Source organism: Vibrio hepatarius (genome assembly GCF_043642085.1).
Lineage (GTDB): Bacteria > Pseudomonadota > Gammaproteobacteria > Enterobacterales > Vibrionaceae > Vibrio > Vibrio hepatarius_C.
Genome location: NZ_JBHZSA010000010.1, coordinates 61,568 through 78,988 on the forward strand (window position 1 = coordinate 61,568; position 17,421 = coordinate 78,988).

The window sequence follows — 17,421 nt, forward strand, 5'->3', positions numbered from 1 at the left end:
CGATAAGCCTTTGAAAGGTTATGGACTATTTATACCAGACTTAAACCAATAAAAAACGCCCACTAGCAATTAGTGGGCGCATTATTAAAGAGTTCGCTAATTACTAGACTCGGAACGAGGTAATCTTCTTATCTAACTCTTCGGCATTTTGCTGCATCAATTCAGAGGTTTCTAACAGCTCTGATACTACCGTTACGGAGGCTTCAACCAACTCGCGAACATTAGTTAGGTTCTGGTTCATCTCTTCTGCGACGCTGCTTTGCTGACCCGCTGCTGTGGCAATTTGGAAGTTCATGTCATTGATCTGATTAACCTGACCAACAATGCCGTCTAACTCACTGCCTGCATTAGTTACAAGGTCAACACCCTCTGCTGCTTCAACCACACTCTTTTCCATCAGCTCTACCGCTGAATTCGCGCTAGTTTGCAGCTTAGTGATCATATCTTGAATCTCAACCGTTGCCTGCTGGGTACGCTGAGCTAGGTTACGCACTTCATCAGCAACCACAGCAAATCCACGACCCGCTTCACCAGCACGCGCCGCTTCAATCGCTGCATTTAATGCCAGCAAGTTGGTTTGCTCAGAAATACCTTGAATGGTGCCGACAACGCTACCAATTGAGCCAACACTGTCTTCTACTTCATTTACCGCTTGAGCTGACGCAGAAATATCTTTCGATAGTTCACTGATTTTTTGCACGGTATCTTGGACAAAACGTTGACCTGTCGATGCTTGCGTTGAAGCCTGTTCAGTTAACGTTGAGGCATTTTGCGCATGGTCCGCGACCGTTTGGACCGTCGACGTCATTTCACTCATCGCGGTTGCGAGTTGATCAATTTCATTGAACTCTTCCTGCGCCGACTCTTTAGTCTCTGACATGCTTAAGGTCATCACTTCTGTCAGGCCAGCAAGCTCTTGAGAGGCGTCAACTTGGAGTTTGATCATATCTTGCAGTTGTACACGGGTCTTTTCAAGCTCACGCGCTACATCGCCGTATTCATCCTTACAAACCATTTCGATCGGCACTGAGAGATCTTTTTCCGCCATTGTTCTGATTGAATCACTCAGGTATTGAGTCTGGCGAAGCATAATACGTGCTGCAAACATTAGCAGTACCACAAAGACCACAATCAATAGCCCTGTTTGCCAAGCCACTTGGACCAAGTAGGTCTCATAATGTGCTTGAGCAACCTCTGCACTTTGCGTCGCTGCCAATAAAGCATCGTAAAAAGTGCTCGCATCCCACAACTGCTTTGAGATGATCAGCAGGGTACTGAACACCATTAGCATCACCATTTTTGGGACTAAGCGAATATCCGTGATCACTCGCTCCCATGGTTTAAATGCCAGTTTGGTCATTGTTACTTCTCCACTAAGTCTTATATATTGTGTGCCTAGAACAGCATCTGGCACCTAAGCCCGACTACCTTTGATATCTAAGGTATCCGTTATTTATTTCGAGCCTCGTATGAAAAAGAATAATATCAAAGACGACACTAAGCCGATGAGCTTGCTGTCACTAATCTTGTCTTTTATGGCGCTATTTGTGATCTCAGGCTTGTTGTTTTTTCCGTTGCGCCCAGAAACTCGACAAGTCCTTATCGGCTTAGACTTTATTATCTGTAGCATATTTATCCTCCAGTTAGGCATAGATTTGATCCGCGCTGCAGATCGTGTGCAATTTATGAAACGTCACTGGATCGACTTTGTTGCGAGCCTGCCGATGATCGAGCCTTTACGCTATGCGCGGCTATTTTCGATTTTGCGAGTGATCTTGGTTATTCGCTCTAGTCGTAGTGTGATCAGGCAGTTATTAAAGAATAAACATGAAACCACGCTGGCTTCGATCTTACTGCTGATGGTGATCCTATTAACCGCAGGATCGAGCATGATGCTATTTATTGAGGGTCAATCACCGGATGCCAACATTCATAGTGGTGGTGATGCAATGTGGTGGGCACTCGTAACGATCTCTACCGTTGGCTATGGTGACCACTACCCAGTAACAGACGCAGGTCGGATTCTTGCGGCGGGGTTAATCATTTGTGGGGTGGGCTTATTTGGTATGATTTCGGGACTTGTCACTTCGATGATTACCTCTCCATCGAAAGTACAAACGACCCGCTCTGAAAACAAAGAGCGCCTATTGCAAGAGCTCGTCGAAAAACAAGATGAGATATTAAAGCGTTTAGATAGATTAGAAAGACAAAAAGAGACCAATACAAAACGGGAGCCCTAAGGCTCCCATTTTAATTCACTGGCTGTTAGTCCTGCCAATAAGGTTCTGCTTCAATACAGATCACTCGCGTTTGCTCCATCGCATGAAGAATCGAGCTTTCTTGACGCGCTAACCAGCGTTCGAGCTGTTCTCGCTCTTCCCCTTCGAGCTTATCGACGAACTTAGCTAATGTTCTTAGTTTCAATAGATCGTCGGTACCATGTAGCAAGTCCCTCCACGGCAGGCGGAAGCTATTGCGCTCATCAAAATCATACAGGCTGGCAAAACTCACACCTGTATATAGATTACGCATCAAACGGTATTGCTGCTCGATGTAATCTTGGCTGGTTAAGTTGCGCTCTGGCGGAAACGCCTCCATCAACTCTGCCCAAGTTCTATCGAGCTGTTGAACTGAAAAGTGTTCAACGTTGAGCGCCATTTTTTCACGTGACTTATCGTCTAAAAACGGCTGCCAACCACGCGTTAAAATCCAACGACTCAAGTCTAGTAATAGTCCGGTATAACGAGACGAGTTGAGCAGTTCTAGAATCTGCTCTCGGCTCGGTAGCTGCTCTTCAATCTGCTTAAGCTCACTGACAAGGAACTTACGCGCATCTAACTTGCGCAGCGCATGGCCTTTATCATCAAGCAAATCTTCTAAATACTCATAGTCATTGAGCCACTCAAGATCTTGCTCTAACCATTTCAGCTCTTGACGTAAAATCGCACTGGCTCGGCGTGGAACCACACCACCATATACGGTTAAGATTTGACGAATAAAGCTAATCGAGTGTTTGATCTCATGCACAGCTTCTATCGAGTCACCCTCTGAATAAATTTGCTCATGATAATGCCAATGAGAAAGGGCGTGTTCCAATGAGTTGATAAAGCAAGATTCAACGCTGTCTCTTCTATTGGTCTCAACTAAAGCGAGCGGTTTCACTTTATCACCGGTATAGCCCATCGCCAGTCGGTAGCCTTTCGCCGCTTTACTTAAGTTGCCAAGACGCATACCGCCCTGTTCACAGAAAAGGCGCGCTAAGGTAAACAGAGCATCGGTTTGACCTGATTTAAGCTCCAACTCCACTTCACAAATCGGGTCTTCCTGGCCATTTGCTTCGACTTTACCTTGGTCAAACGCGACTTCAACTTGGCTGCCATCTGGCATACCAATCAGCCATTGCTCACGAGTAAAGTTGGTAGCAAACAGTGGTTGCAATTCCGATTGAAGAGTCGCTATCTCTTTACCTTTCGGCCAGATATCTTCTGGGTGCAAAGTAAGGTCAGGTTCATTGCCATCATGCTCTGCGTTGTATTCCGGTCTTTGGTGCAAACCTGCTACAACGCGGCCTGCCGTCTTGACGGTCTGTACATACACATCATCACAACGGCGAATGCGCATGCCAATATCGTGTTGGCGCAGCCAGTTATCCGGCGTATCAAAGTAGGTGTTACCAAGCTCTCGACAGCTATGCTGAAGTACTTTGGTTTCAGAAATTTTTTGACGTAAAGTCTCTGAAAAATCGGGAGAAACAAAAAACTTCAGTTCTATCTCGGTTTCCATAGTTATACCTTTCAAAGCAGATAGAGACAGGATATTGCCTATTTTCTTACTCGGCAAGAAAGAAATATCGCCCCAATGATGATCTAAAACAGTTTTAATGAGTGATTTAATGGGTTAACATGCGCGCCTTTATAGCCATCGTTCAACATTTCGCCATGAAATGGTGTATGTTAGTTTTTAGGTTATATTAATTGGGTTGAATGACCATGCCAGTAAATACAATTATGGGGTTATTTGCAAAGTCCCCTATTAAACCTTTGCAGCGCCACGTTGTGTGTGTAAACGAATGTTGCTCGCACCTAGTTAACTTCTTTGAAGTCAGTTCAAAGGGTGATTGGGAGAAAGCATCTGAAATCCGTTCACAAATTTCTCATCTAGAGAAAGAAGCCGACGTTCTTAAGCGCGAAATTCGTCTTAAACTTCCTCGTGGTTTGTTTATGCCTGTGGATCGTAGTGACATGTTGGAACTACTAACACAGCAAGACAAACTCGCAAACCTTGCAAAAGATATTGCTGGTCGTGTTTATGGCCGTCAATTGACTATCCCTGCACCTCTTCAAGAAAACTTCATTGCGTATGTTAAACGTTGTTTAGACGCAGCTGAACAAGCGCAAAAAGTTATCAATGAGCTTGATGAGTTATTGGAAACTGGATTTAAAGGCCGTGAAGTAACACTTGTGGCTGAAATGATCCATCAACTGGATGTGATTGAGGACGACACAGACGCGATGCAGATTCAACTTCGCCAGCAATTAATGGCTATCGAAGCGGATCTAAATCCTATTGATGTGATGTTCCTTTACAAAATTCTAGAGTGGGTAGGTGGTATTGCTGATCAGGCGCAACGTGTTGGTGCGCGTCTGGAAGTAATGTTGTCTCGCTCATAAAATAAGTTAACCAAATAACGAAGAGCATCTAAATTAGTTCACACCCCTTATAGGCGATAAATACTGACTCGCTGAAGGGGTTTTGTCGTGCTTAAATTTTGCTCCGCTTGTTATCAACAACTAGGTATTACGATGGATATCCTTGCGAACTACGGCACTGTCCTGATTATTATTGCAGCAGCTTTCGGTTTTCTGATGGCGATCGGTATTGGCGCAAATGATGTAGCCAATGCGATGGGTACATCAGTAGGCTCAAAAGCTTTAACAGTAAAACAAGCGATCATCATCGCGATGATCTTTGAATTTGCTGGTGCATATTTAGCAGGTGGTGAAGTAACCGACACTATCCGTAAAGGCGTAATTGAAACGTCCCTATTCGCTCATCAACCAGACGTTCTTGTCTTCGGTATGATGTCAGCTCTACTTGCAGCAGGTACATGGCTACTGCTAGCGTCTTACATGGGCTGGCCAGTATCAACCACTCACTCAATCATCGGTGCAATCATCGGTTTTGCGTGTGTATCTGTTGGTACAGAAGCGGTGGACTGGGGCTCAGTTCAAGGCATTGTAGGTAGCTGGATTATTACTCCTGTTATCTCAGGTTTCTTTGCTTACGTTATCTTTGTCAGTGCACAGCGCCTAATCTTTGATACTGAAAAACCGCTATTCAACGCAAAACGCTTTGTTCCGGTGTACATGTTCATCACGACCATGGTTATCGCTCTGGTAACCATCAAGAAAGGTCTTAAGCACGTTGGCCTTCACCTATCTAATGGTGAAGCGTGGATGTGGGCAGCGGCTGTTTCTGCGCTAGTGATGGTTGGCGGTTACCTATACATTCAGAAGAAATTCTCCAATCGTGAAGACGACCACGGTTTCGCTGGTGTTGAAGGCATCTTCAGTGTGCTAATGGTTATCACAGCTTGTGCGATGGCATTTGCACACGGCTCTAACGACGTAGCAAACGCGATTGGTCCTCTATCTGCAGTGGTATCTACTGTTGAACACATGGGTGAAATCACCGGTAAGAGCACTATCGCTTGGTGGATTCTACCACTAGGTGGTTTTGGTATCGTTGTTGGTCTAGCAACTCTAGGTCATAAAGTAATGGCAACTGTTGGTACAGGTATCACTGAACTGACTCCTAGCCGTGGCTTTGCAGCTCAGCTTGCAACAGCATGTACGGTTGTATTAGCGTCAGGTACTGGTCTACCTATCTCTACTACACAAACACTGGTTGGTGCGGTTCTAGGTGTTGGTTTTGCTCGCGGTATCGCAGCGCTAAACCTTGGCGTTGTACGTAACATCGTCGCTTCTTGGATTGTGACTCTGCCTGCTGGTGCACTACTGGCAGTGGTATTCTTCTACGGAATCCAAGCAATGTTTACTTAATCAATAATGACAGTGATATGTAAACCCACTGTCATTATTGGCTCAAAACCGCAGAAAGGGAGGCTTAGCCTCCCTTCTTTGTTGCAGTCAGATTAGAAACTACTTACTATTTGACCTTAGAAAAATTCAAGATTTGGGGTTGTGGCTTTCCCACCCTTTTAGACTGTTAAAGGATTTACCGTGAAAAAACTGGTTTGCTTAGTTTTAGCATCAATGCTAGCTGTACCTGCGGCATTCGCCCAAGACCGTTATATCTCAGATAAGCTGTTCACTTACATGCACGCTGGCCCAAGTAATGAGTTCCGTATTATCGGTAGCGTTGATGCTGGCGATAAGGTGAGACTGCTGACAAGCAATAAAGATACTGGATATACTCAAGTTCAAGACAATAAAGGCCGTAAAGGCTGGGTAGAAAGCCGCTTTGTTACCAATCAAGAAAGTATGGCACTGCGCCTGCCTAAACTTGAGAAAGAGCTATCTGAAGTAAAAGCAAAGCTAGCTAATGCTCGCTCAAGCGCAGACCAAGAAAAAGCGGGCCTTGTTGACTCTCTAGAAACGCGTAACCGTCAGATCGGTGAGCTCGAGCAAGGCTACAGTGAAATGAGCCAACAGCTTTCAGCATCACAAGAAGAAGTTCGTAAACTGCGTGCTAAGCTAGATACGCAAAAAGACGATCTACTGCTGAAGTACTTCATGTACGGTGGTGGTGTAGCAGGTATCGGCCTTCTGCTTGGTCTGATTCTTCCACACATCATGCCACGCAGAAAACGCTCGCCGTCAGGTTGGGCATAAGCAATACACAAAGTTTAAAATCTAAAAAGGTCACCATTTTGGTGACCTTTTTTATATCTTCGCTCTTCCTTAGCCCTGCCAATCATACAGCGCCGGGATCTCGATTTCCTCGCCTTTAAAACGCACCAAGCAGGACTGCTGCTCAATCGCGACTAACTGCAAATCGTCATTAATCCAATCCCCCTGCCCAAACTCACTGCCATTGATTTTCACCCAACGCTTACTCTCCTTGCTTGAGTAAACATGAGTTTGAAAGTTCAATGCTGGTAGCTTGCCATACCACTGCTGGGCATCATGAGCCAAATTGCTTACATCACTCGTTCGCTTATTAGCCTTGCTAGGCTGACTCGATAAAGCCGACTCAAAACGCTGCGCTAGCTCCGGAGATAGCTCGGATAAATCTAGCCCTTTAAGTAAATCATCACTCGGTATTTCGTCAAGGTTTGTGCTTGCGTCATGAGACACTTCTGAACGAGTAGGTTTACCATTATATTCGTACTCTAAATCACTCAATATCACAGGTGCCTTATAAGTACTCTTTAGCTCAGAAAATACCGGCGCTGCTGCAACGGTAAACTCAGACGGTACATTCACAACCGTCGTTTGAACAACATTGTTCGTTAACCAATGGGATTTATAATTGTCATAGGTTTGATATACCACTCCGCCGGCTACAAGCAGTGGCGGTAGCGCTATCGCGAGCATACATGCGAGCTTGTTTGTCGCACGTAGCGGCTGAGACGATACTTGCTGACCATACTGCTGCGTAGAATCAAAGGCTTTATGGCGACGTTCTGAGTGCTCTAGAGCTTGCATCACTTTAGACATTTGATTTCTCCTCTAGACGCTCTAAGGTTGGCGCATCTTGCTGAGATAACTCCTCAAGTAAACGCAGAGTCTTCTTACCTGCTATCCCATCGACCGATAACCCTTGCCAACGTTGGAATAGCTCTACCTTGCGTTTGACCTCTGAATCAAAACGTTCGCTTGCCGACTCTGGCTCACCTAATACTTGCGACAGCGCTTTATCCAACTGCGCTATCTCACCACCACTCATACCTTGCTTTAATGTCTCACTCCAATAACTTTGCCAGATGTGGCGATATTGCCCCTGCCAAATCGAAGCGAGCCATTGACGGTCGAAAGTAACCAGTTGGCCTTTAACCAATAGCTCAACTTGATTGCCTGATACTGAATAAAGAATCGCAAAGCGTGGTTGACCATCAATCTGTAAGCTCAATACGACGGGACGATTGGCTTGAACTAATTCATCTAAGCTCGCTTGGTCAAGCTGACAACGAAACAGCACATCATCGTTATTAAGGCATAGCTGATCGAGCACCGACGCTCGGTAGCCCCATAACTTGTATAAATCCGCCACTGCCGCTTCTTGATCTATCCCTCGGTTGAGAAGCGCCTTTAACTCGCTACTGAACGTTAAGTTGCGCTGTTCGATATTTTCAACCTGAGGGTATTGATGCTTGATGGAACGCTCTACCCAAGGTGTTGCCAATGAAGGTGTATACCAATAAGCGCCGCCAGCAAGCAGTGCACCAATAAGTAGTGAAGCAACTAGCGGGGTGTGGCTTGAAGTCTTTGTCTGCGCTCTATCTGCCGCAAGTGGTACAGAGCCAGTTTGAAAGCTCATCACATCATCGCAGGCGGTTTGTACCGTCGAACTCGAAGGCTGAGCCTCACCCAAACTGTAGGCTTGCTTTAGGCTGGCATCACAAACTAGGTTAATCAGGCGAGGAATACCATTGGTTTGGCGTGCAATATACTTGATTGATTGAGCATTAAATAACTCAGGATCACCACCTGCTAAAGTCAGTCGAAACTTAATATAGTCGCGAGTCTCATCCTGATTGAGCGGCAACAGGTGATAGCGCCCAGTCATACGCTGAGCCAACTGCCTCAACTGCGGCATCTTGAGCTTTTGTTGCAGCTCAGGCTGACCAATTAAGAGTACTTTGAGAAGTTTATGACTATCGGTTTCCAAATTGGTCAGTAAGCGAAGTTGCTCTAACACATCCGCAGAGAGATGCTGAGCTTCATCAATCACCAGTAAGGTTTGAATGCCATTGGCATGATTGTCCAAAAGAAACTGATGAATACATTGATTAAGCTGCTTTAGCGATGAATTCGGCTCATAGGCTAAATCAAACTCATCACAAATCGCTTCAAGCAACTCAATATTGGAGAAGGTTGGATTAAGAATAAGCCCAGCGCGCGTCGTCTCTGCTAAAGTTTTCAATATGGATTTAGCGATGGTGGTTTTTCCGGTACCAACCTCGCCAGTCAACATAGCGAAACCACCGCCTTCACCTAAACCCGCCTGGATTTGGAAGATAGCCTCTTTATGACGGCGGCTTTGATAAAGGAAACGAGAGTTAGGCACAATCGAAAATGGCAACTCTGTTAGTGCAAAATGTTGTTGATACATACTTCTCGTCTCTGGGAATTTGCTGCTAAGAAAAGTACCATTGCTGGCACTATTAGCCAATGGCATTATCAAGAAAAGGGATCACTCGGTGCAAAGATACCTTGTCGGTGGCGCAGTCCGCGATCAACTGCTAAATATTAACGTCTACGACAGAGACTGGGTAGTGGTCGGTTCCACACCTGAAGAACTTTTAGAAAAAGACTACACAGCGGTAGGAAAAGATTTTCCTGTATTCCTTCATCCAAAGACAAAAGAAGAGCATGCCCTTGCTCGAACAGAGCGAAAAGTCGGCCAAGGTTATACAGGCTTTGAATGTTACTTTGCCGCTGACGTCACCCTAGAGGAAGACCTGCTACGCCGCGATCTGACAATCAATGCCATGGCTCAAGATCCGCAAGGCAACATCATCGATCCCTTTAATGGTCAACAAGATCTGCACGATCGAATATTACGTCACGTCTCTGACGCGTTTACTGAAGATCCTCTGCGCGTACTGCGTGTGGCTCGCTTTGCCGCTAAGCTCGATCATTTAGGTTTTACCGTTGCACCTGAAACGTTGAACTTAATGCGTGAGATAGCGGACTCTGGCGAGTTAATTCACCTCACTCCCGAGCGCGTTTGGCAGGAATGGCATAAGTCTCTCTCGACCCAAAGTCCACAAGTGTTTTTAAAAGTGCTACGAGACTGTGGTGCATTAAAAGTCGTATTGCCTGAACTTGATGCTCTGTTTGGTGTACCTCAACCTGAAAAGTGGCACCCTGAGATCGATACTGGAATTCATACCCTGTTGGTAGCTGAGCAAGCTGCTCAGTTGAGTGATTCGCTCCCGGTACGCTTTGCCGCTCAAGTGCATGATTTAGGTAAAGGCATTACGCCAGAATCCGAATGGCCAAGCCATAAGATGCACTGCCATACTGGGGTTAAGCTGATCAAAGCGCTGTGTGAACGTGTGCGCATTCCCAACGAGTTTCGCGATTTAGCTTTAATGGTGTGTGAACAGCACTCCAATATCCATAGAGCGGCTGAGCTTCGCCCAGATACAAAACTCAAAGTACTCAATAAGTTCGATGTATGGCGCAAGCCGGAACGCTTACAAGACATTCTGCTTTGCTGTATGGCCGACAGCCGCGGTCGAATGGGTCATGAAGAGATTGATTACCCACAAAGCAAAATCTTCACTGACGCTTATCAAGCCGCTTTAGCGGTGAATGTGCAAGACATTATCCAAGATGGCTTTAAAGGTGCGGATATTCGCGTTGAGATGGAAAAGCGCAGAGTTGAGGCTATTCGAGAGGCTTAATCGACGGCTGTCATCCTCAAGAGTGAGGAACGAACGAGTTGGGGATCTCTTGAAGCGGATCGAATGATTGAGGAGATTCCCTACTCTCTCCTACGTCGCTCTATGGAATGACTAAGTAACTATTGCTTTACTCTACAGAATGACAGATACAAAAACGCCTCCGAAATCGGAGGCGTTTTTTTTAAAGCTTAAGCTAATAATTCGTTAGGAATTATTGACCTTTAACTTCTTTAAGACCGTTGAAAGGAGCTTTAGAACCTAGAGCTTCTTCGATACGGATAAGTTGGTTGCTTTCTTTTAGGTATAGCAGCAACACGGTCAGAACGGCTCATTGCTCTTAGAGCCTTAAACGAAAAATGCCCCACTAAAAAGTGAGGCATTCATTAAAGCTTTAAGCTAATAATTCGCTAGGAATTATTGACCTTTAACTTCTTTAAGACCGTTGAAAGGAGCTTTAGCACCTAGAGCTTCTTCGATACGGATTAGTTGGTTGTACTTAGCAACACGGTCAGAACGGCTCATAGAACCAGTCTTGATTTGACCTGCAGCTGTACCTACCGCTAGGTCAGCGATAGTTGCATCTTCAGTTTCGCCAGAACGGTGAGAGATTACTGCTGTGTAACCTGCGTCTTTAGCCATCTTGATTGCAGCTAGAGTCTCAGTTAGAGAACCGATTTGGTTGAACTTGATAAGGATAGAGTTAGCTACGCCTTTCTCGATACCTTCAGCAAGGATCTTAGTGTTAGTAACGAATAGGTCGTCACCTACTAGTTGAAGCTTGTCACCTAGTAGTTCAGTTTGGTGCTTGAAGCCAGCCCAATCAGACTCGTCTAGACCGTCTTCGATAGAAACGATTGGGAATTGGTTAGCTAGCTCAGCTAGGTAGTGGTTGAACTCTTCAGAAGTGAAAGTTTTACCTTCGCCCTTCATGTTGTAGATGCCAGCTTCTTTGTCGAAGAACTCAGATGCAGCACAGTCCATAGCTAGAGTAACGTCTTTACCTAGTTCGTAACCAGCAGCAGCAACAGCTTCTGCGATAACTTCTAGAGCTTCAGCGTTAGACTTAAGGTTAGGAGCGAAACCACCTTCATCACCAACTGCAGTGCTGTAGCCTTTAGACTTAAGAACTTTAGCTAGGTTGTGGAATACTTCAGCACCGATACGTAGACCTTCTTTAAGAGTCTTAGCACCAACTGGTTGGATCATGAACTCTTGGATGTCAACGTTGTTGTCTGCGTGCTCACCACCGTTGATGATGTTCATCATTGGTAGAGGCATAGAGAACTGACCAGCAGTACCGTTTAGTTCAGCAATGTGCTCGTATAGAGGCATGCCTTTAGCCGCTGCAGCAGCTTTAGCGTTTGCTAGAGATACAGCTAGGATTGCGTTAGCGCCGAACTTAGACTTGTTTTCAGTAGCGTCTAGGTCGATCATTACTGCGTCGATTGCAGCTTGGTCTTTAGCGTCTTTACCAACTAGAGCTTCAGCGATTTCGCCGTTTACAGCTTCAACAGCTTTAAGAACACCTTTACCTAGGAAACGAGCTTTGTCGCCATCACGTAGCTCAAGAGCTTCACGTGAACCAGTTGATGCGCCAGATGGAGCAGCAGCCATACCTACGAAACCGCCTTCTAGGTGTACTTCAGCTTCTACAGTTGGGTTACCACGTGAATCGATGATTTCACGACCTAGAACTTTAACGATCTTAGACATTGAATGTTTCCTTCTCGTTGAATATATAATGTCAAAATTAAGGGCAGCAGCACGACTAACGCTACTGCCCGTATCCTTTACTTCTCTAATTCGCCGCGTTGGTATTCACCAGCCGCTTTCACGAAGCCTGCAAATAGTGGGTGACCATCGCGAGGTGTTGAAGTGAACTCTGGGTGGAATTGAGCCGCTACAAACCATGGGTGAGCCGGGTTCTCAATCACTTCTACCAGTTTCTTGTCTGCAGATAGACCTGATACTTTTAGGCCTGCTTTTTCGATCTGAGGACGAAGAACGTTGTTCACTTCGTAACGGTGACGGTGACGTTCGTGGATCGTCGCGCTACCGTATAGTTCACGAGCTTTAGTGCCTTTTTCTAGGTGACACAGCTGTGAACCAAGACGCATAGTACCACCTAGATCAGAGGTTTCGGTACGTTCTTCAACTTTACCTTCACCATCAACCCACTCAGTGATTAGACCAACAACTGGGTACTTCGTCTCTTTGTTAAATTCTGTTGAGTGTGCACCTTCCATACCCGCTACGTTACGCGCGTATTCGATCAGTGCCACTTGCATACCTAGACAGATACCTAAGTAAGGTACTTTGTTTTCACGAGCGTATTTTGCAGCAAGGATCTTACCTTCTACACCACGGTCGCCAAAACCACCAGGAACAAGGATTGCGTCAAGGTCAGCCAGTGCTTCATCACCTTTTGACTCAACGTCTTGTGAATCTACGTATTTGATTTTCACGCTTAGACGGTTCTTAAGACCTGCGTGCTTCAGTGCTTCGTTGACTGATTTGTAAGCGTCTGGTAGTTCAATGTACTTACCAACCATACCGATAGTTACTTCACCAGTTGGGTTCGCTTCTTCGTAGATTACTTGTTCCCACTCAGTCAGGTTAGCTTCAGGAGCTGTAATGCCAAAGCGTGAACATACTAGGTCGTCTAGACCTTGAGCTTTAATTAGTTGAGGGATCTTGTAGATTGAATCTACATCCTTCATTGAGATTACAGCTTTCTCTTGAACGTTACAGAACAGAGCAATCTTCTTACGCTCATTCGCAGGGATCATGCGATCGCTACGACAAACTAGGATGTCTGGTTGGATACCGATAGATAGCAGCTCTTTAACTGAGTGCTGAGTCGGCTTAGTTTTCACTTCGCCTGCTGCTGCTAGGTAAGGAACTAGAGTAAGGTGCATGAACATTGCGCGTTCACGGCCTAGTTCTACAGCAAGCTGACGAATCGCTTCCATAAATGGTAGAGATTCGATATCACCAACCGTACCACCAACTTCAACGATCGCAACATCATGGCCTTCAGCGCCAGAAATTACACGATCTTTGATTGCGTTAGTGATGTGAGGGATAACCTGAATTGTTGCACCTAGGTAATCACCACGGCGCTCTTTAGCTAGAACGTCTGAGTAAACACGACCTGCAGTGAAGTTGTTACGCTTAGACATTTTGGTGCGAATGAAACGCTCATAGTGACCAAGGTCAAGGTCAGTTTCAGCGCCATCTTCCGTGACGAACACCTCACCGTGTTGAGTTGGGCTCATAGTGCCTGGGTCAACGTTAATGTAAGGGTCAAGCTTCATCATAGTCACTTTAAGACCACGAGCTTCTAGAATAGCCGCAAGAGATGCTGCTGCAATACCTTTACCTAGAGAGGATACAACCCCGCCAGTAACAAAAATGTAATTTGTCGTCATGTTTAACCTGAAATTGGTTGAATGAGGGAAAATGGATTTCTTCTGGACGGGATATAAATATACCAGAAGCCCTTTTCCGCTACAACGTGAAATCTATCACACTGCAATTTTTTATTTTTTGCTTCAAATCAAATTCGAGTAGCGAGTTATTCGACTCTCTTCTCTAACGCTTCTTTCGCTTTTACTTGATCCCAGAAGCTATCTAACTGTTCTAGATTAAAATCAGTCAGTTGTTTGCCTTGCTCTGCCACTATTGCTTCAACCCCCTTAAAACGTCTGGAAAACTTTAAGTTGGCTTTGGCCAGTGCCACTTCTGGATCTTTACCCAAATGTCTCGCTAAATTTACGGTAGCAAAGAGTAAATCGCCAAGTTCCAATTCGACTTTATTCTCATCGACTGAGACTTGCAGTGCCTCTTCCATCACTTCTTCGATTTCTTCTTGAACCTTGCCAACCACTGGCCCTAACGAATCCCAATCAAAGCCAAACTTGGCACATTTTTTCTGTATTTTTGTAGCACGTGAAAGCGCCGGTAACGAAGCTGGTACTGAGTCTAGAATACTTTGTTCTTGTTTGCCTACTTTGGCCTTCTCTTTAGCTTTTTCCGCTTCCCAATTGGCATTTATTTGCTCGTCATTCTCAAACTTGGTATCAGAAAACACATGCGGATGACGGCGAGTTAATTTTTCATTGACGGTCTCAACCACTTCGGAAAACTCAAACAGTCCTTGCTCTTTCGCCATCTGGCTATAAAAGATCACTTGGAATAGTAGATCGCCCAGCTCCTCTTTAAGATTCGACCAGTCGCGGTTTTGAATCGCATCGACCACCTCATAGGTTTCTTCGATGGTATACGGCACGATAGTGTCAAAGCTCTGCTTGATATCCCACGGGCAACCACTTTCTGGGTCACGTAGCTTCGCCATGATCTGTTCTAACTGTTCGATTGGGTGACTCATTGTCTCTGTTCCTTTAAATCTTTATCTAAAGAAAAAGGTGAGCGGCCAAAACCACTCACCTTTGTTATATGTTGATCAATTCTCTAAATAATTGAAGCTGTAGCTAGGCGGCAAGCGAGCGAGACTCCTGAGCATAGCTTGCCTATGTGATGGAGCGAGTGAGCGCAGGCAACAACGCTATCAGCTTCAAGTATGACGAGAATTTTAGCCAAGGCGTTTAACGCTCATTACATCCTTGATTTGTTCTACACGCTTAGACACTCGCGTTAAGATCTCAACGTTAGTCACTTCCAAATCAAAATCCATGATCGACATTTGTGTACGGTAATCAACACGACTCTTCATGCTGGTGACTTTGATTTTTTCATTGGCAAACAAGGTAGTGATGTCTTTTAGCAAGCCACTACGTTCCATTGCTTCTACGCGCACCGTCAAAATGTATGAACCTACAAAGCCGCTGCCCCACACCGTATCAATGATACGCTCTGCAGCGTGATGTCTTAGCTCTTCAAGCTGTTCACAGTCAGCGCGATGAACTGATATACCGCGGCCTTGAGTAATATAACCGGCGATTTCATCACCCGGGATTGGCTGACAACAACGCGCTAGATGGGTCATTAGATTATCGACACCTTCAACCACTACCGCGTCTTTCTTCGGTCGGCTTTGAGCTGGCGCTTTGTTGACCGCTTCTTTCAGCTTCTCTAACGCTTGTTGGTCTTCTTCTTCCGCCGTTGGCTTGTTTACCAAAGCATTGATGTGGTTAATGATCTGGTTGATACGCAAATCACCGCTGCCGACCCCTACATAGAGTTCGTCAGGGGTATTCATATTGAAGCGCTTAAGGCCATATTGCTCGGCATCTTTTAACGTCGCACCAATCTTGGTTAGCTCTTGTTCTAGAATTTCGCGACCAGCTTCTAGGTTTTTCTCGCGACTTTGAGCACGGAACCACGCGTTAATCTTGGCTCGAGCACGGCTTGACGTTACAAAGCCAGTCGATGGGTTCAGCCAATCACGTGATGGGTTTGGCTCTTTGGCAGTGATAATCTCGACCTGATCACCCATTGCCAACTTATGAGTAAACGGTACGATACGGCCTGCAACTTTGGCGCCGATACAACGGTGACCAACCATAGAGTGGATATGGTAGGCAAAATCGAGTGGCGTCGCGCCCATTGGTAGGTCGACTACATCGCCACGCGGGGTAAAGGCGTAAACGCGGTCATCAAACACCTGACTGCGTAGTTCATCAAGCATTTCGCCTGAATCGGACATCTCTTCTTGCCAATCAAGCAGCTTACGTAGCCAAGTGATTTTCTCATCATAGCCACTGCGGCCGCCGCCACCTTCTTTGTATTTCCAGTGCGCCGCGACACCAAGTTCCGAGTCTTCGTGCATATCTTTAGTACGAATTTGGATCTCGATGGTTTTGCCTTCAGGGCCTAAAATGACAGTGTGGATTGACTGGTAGCCATTAGGTTTTGGATTAGCCACATAGTCATCAAACTCACTTGGTAGGTGCTTGTATTTAGTATGTACAGTACCTAGTGCGGCGTAACAATCTTGCAATTTGTCAGCGATGATACGCACCGCACGCACATCAAATAGCTCATCAAAGGCTAGGCCTTTTTTCTGCATTTTTCGCCAGATGCTGTAGATGTGCTTTGGACGACCACTCACTTCAGCATTGATAGAGGAAGCCTTCATTTCTGAAGTTAAGTCATCAACAAAATCTTGAATGTACTGCTCACGCACAATGCGGCGCTCAGAAAGCTGCTTCGCAATTTGCTTGTAGGTATCTGGCTGTTGGTAGCGGAAAGCGTAATCTTCCATTTCCCATTTTAACTGACCAATGCCGAGGCGGTTCGCTAGCGGCGCGTAAATATTGGCACACTCTTTTGCTGCCGCTTCACGCACTTCTTCTGGCGCTTTTTTCACTTCAACTAGGTTAGCAATACGTTCCGCTAGTTTGATTACCACGCAGCGGAAATCGTCTACCATCGCCAGTAGCATACGACGGACATTATCCACTTGAGCAGACGCTGCACCGCCTTCCATAGTGACGTTCAATTGGCCAAGAGCAGCCATCTCTTCAACGCCATCAATCAGCTTGATGGTCTCTTTGCCAAAGTCTTCTTCAAACTGTTCTCTGTCGTAAGCACCGCTTGTCACCAATGGGAACAACAGCGCCGCCACCAGCGTCGCTTTGTCCATTGAAAGCGTGATGAGGATTTCGATCATTTCACGACCACGCCATAGCAGCAGTGGTCCTTGATCGTTGCCTTCTAAAATAGCCTCGCCACGTAAGTAGACTTCTTTGAGACGTTTAGCCACTTTAGGTTCTTGTTCTAGACTAGCAATCCACTTATCTAGCTCAAACTGTTCGTCTTGATTTAAATGTGCGCTTCTTACCGCAACCATTATTTTCGTC

The 17,421-nt window shown here is 45.7% G+C and carries 13 protein-coding genes; 5 read left to right on the forward strand and 8 right to left on the reverse strand.

The window, feature by feature from the left end:
- Positions 1-103: 103 nt before the first annotated feature.
- Positions 104-1,360, reverse strand: coding sequence for a methyl-accepting chemotaxis protein (locus ACHUFZ_RS17050; protein WP_394128076.1), 1,257 nt, complete (start codon positions 1,358-1,360; stop codon positions 104-106).
- A gap of 109 nt (positions 1,361-1,469) precedes the next feature.
- Here ACHUFZ_RS17050 and ACHUFZ_RS17055 point away from each other — a divergent pair, with 109 nt between their 5' ends.
- Positions 1,470-2,240, forward strand: a complete 771-nt coding sequence (locus tag ACHUFZ_RS17055) for a potassium channel family protein (RefSeq protein WP_394128077.1) — start codon at positions 1,470-1,472, stop codon at positions 2,238-2,240.
- A 25-nt stretch (positions 2,241-2,265) separates the two neighbouring features.
- On the opposite strand, the gene ACHUFZ_RS17060 is transcribed toward ACHUFZ_RS17055, so the two are convergent.
- A complete protein-coding gene (locus tag ACHUFZ_RS17060) occupies positions 2,266-3,783 on the reverse strand; it encodes a CYTH and CHAD domain-containing protein (RefSeq protein ID WP_394128078.1) in 1,518 nt (505 codons plus the stop codon).
- A gap of 206 nt (positions 3,784-3,989) precedes the next feature.
- Here ACHUFZ_RS17060 and ACHUFZ_RS17065 point away from each other — a divergent pair, with 206 nt between their 5' ends.
- The 3 genes from ACHUFZ_RS17065 to ACHUFZ_RS17075 all read left to right on the forward strand — a co-directional run bounded on the left by ACHUFZ_RS17065 (position 3,990) and on the right by ACHUFZ_RS17075 (position 6,854).
- Entirely contained in the window at positions 3,990-4,670 is a 681-nt protein-coding gene (locus tag ACHUFZ_RS17065) for a TIGR00153 family protein (protein WP_167489292.1), read from the forward strand.
- Between the two features lie 132 nt (positions 4,671-4,802).
- Positions 4,803-6,062: an inorganic phosphate transporter gene (locus ACHUFZ_RS17070; protein ID WP_394128112.1), complete on the forward strand. Its 1,260-nt coding sequence runs from the start codon at positions 4,803-4,805 to the stop codon at positions 6,060-6,062.
- Positions 6,063-6,242: 180 nt separating this feature from the next.
- A complete protein-coding gene (locus ACHUFZ_RS17075) occupies positions 6,243-6,854 on the forward strand; it encodes a TIGR04211 family SH3 domain-containing protein (RefSeq protein ID WP_394128079.1) in 612 nt (203 codons plus the stop codon).
- A gap of 69 nt (positions 6,855-6,923) precedes the next feature.
- Here ACHUFZ_RS17075 and ACHUFZ_RS17080 read toward each other — a convergent pair whose 3' ends face one another.
- Positions 6,924-7,682, reverse strand: a complete 759-nt coding sequence (locus ACHUFZ_RS17080) for a general secretion pathway protein GspB (protein WP_394128080.1) — start codon at positions 7,680-7,682, stop codon at positions 6,924-6,926.
- Positions 7,675-9,297, reverse strand: coding sequence for an ExeA family protein (locus ACHUFZ_RS17085; protein WP_394128081.1), 1,623 nt, complete (start codon positions 9,295-9,297; stop codon positions 7,675-7,677). Before ACHUFZ_RS17085 ends, ACHUFZ_RS17080 begins: the two co-directional genes overlap by 8 nt.
- An 88-nt stretch (positions 9,298-9,385) precedes the next feature.
- On the opposite strand from ACHUFZ_RS17085, the gene ACHUFZ_RS17090 reads away from it, so the two are divergent.
- A complete protein-coding gene (locus ACHUFZ_RS17090; protein WP_394128082.1) occupies positions 9,386-10,597 on the forward strand; it encodes a multifunctional CCA addition/repair protein in 1,212 nt (403 codons plus the stop codon).
- A 414-nt stretch (positions 10,598-11,011) separates the two neighbouring features.
- Here the strand turns inward: ACHUFZ_RS17090 and eno are convergent, their stop codons facing one another.
- The 4 genes from eno to relA form a co-directional block, all read right to left on the reverse strand.
- A complete protein-coding gene (eno, locus tag ACHUFZ_RS17095; RefSeq protein WP_004415590.1) occupies positions 11,012-12,310 on the reverse strand; it encodes a phosphopyruvate hydratase in 1,299 nt (432 codons plus the stop codon).
- Positions 12,311-12,387: 77 nt separating this feature from the next.
- Positions 12,388-14,028 (reverse strand): CTP synthase, encoded by a 1,641-nt coding sequence (locus ACHUFZ_RS17100; protein ID WP_394128083.1) that lies wholly within the window; start codon positions 14,026-14,028, stop codon positions 12,388-12,390.
- 146 nt (positions 14,029-14,174) lie between these two features.
- On the reverse strand, positions 14,175-14,987 hold the full coding sequence (gene mazG, locus ACHUFZ_RS17105) for a nucleoside triphosphate pyrophosphohydrolase (RefSeq protein WP_053440205.1): 813 nt from the start codon (positions 14,985-14,987) through the stop codon (positions 14,175-14,177).
- Between the two features lie 204 nt (positions 14,988-15,191).
- Positions 15,192-17,411 carry a GTP diphosphokinase gene (relA, locus tag ACHUFZ_RS17110; protein ID WP_053440206.1) on the reverse strand — a complete coding sequence of 740 codons (2,220 nt, stop codon included), beginning with the start codon at positions 17,409-17,411 and terminating at the stop codon, positions 15,192-15,194.
- Positions 17,412-17,421 lie beyond the last annotated feature (10 nt).

Bases quoted from the DNA above. Each gene is read 5' to 3' on its own strand.
- ACHUFZ_RS17060 (WP_394128078.1), bottom strand. From the start codon at position 3,783: ATGGAAACCGAGATAGAACTGAAGTTTTTTGTTTCTCCCGATTTTTCA.
- eno (WP_004415590.1), bottom strand. From the start codon at position 12,310: ATGTCTAAGATCGTTAAAGTTCTAGGTCGTGAAATCATCGATTCACGT.
- ACHUFZ_RS17065 (WP_167489292.1), top strand. From the start codon at position 3,990: ATGCCAGTAAATACAATTATGGGGTTATTTGCAAAGTCCCCTATTAAA.
- ACHUFZ_RS17055 (WP_394128077.1), top strand. From the start codon at position 1,470: ATGAAAAAGAATAATATCAAAGACGACACTAAGCCGATGAGCTTGCTG.
- ACHUFZ_RS17050 (WP_394128076.1), bottom strand. From the start codon at position 1,360: ATGACCAAACTGGCATTTAAACCATGGGAGCGAGTGATCACGGATATT.
- mazG (WP_053440205.1), bottom strand. From the start codon at position 14,987: ATGAGTCACCCAATCGAACAGTTAGAACAGATCATGGCGAAGCTACGT.
- relA (WP_053440206.1), bottom strand. From the start codon at position 17,411: ATGGTTGCGGTAAGAAGCGCACATTTAAATCAAGACGAACAGTTTGAG.
- ACHUFZ_RS17085 (WP_394128081.1), bottom strand. From the start codon at position 9,297: ATGTATCAACAACATTTTGCACTAACAGAGTTGCCATTTTCGATTGTG.
- ACHUFZ_RS17100 (WP_394128083.1), bottom strand. From the start codon at position 14,028: ATGACGACAAATTACATTTTTGTTACTGGCGGGGTTGTATCCTCTCTA.
- ACHUFZ_RS17080 (WP_394128080.1), bottom strand. From the start codon at position 7,682: ATGTCTAAAGTGATGCAAGCTCTAGAGCACTCAGAACGTCGCCATAAA.
- ACHUFZ_RS17070 (WP_394128112.1), top strand. From the start codon at position 4,803: ATGGATATCCTTGCGAACTACGGCACTGTCCTGATTATTATTGCAGCA.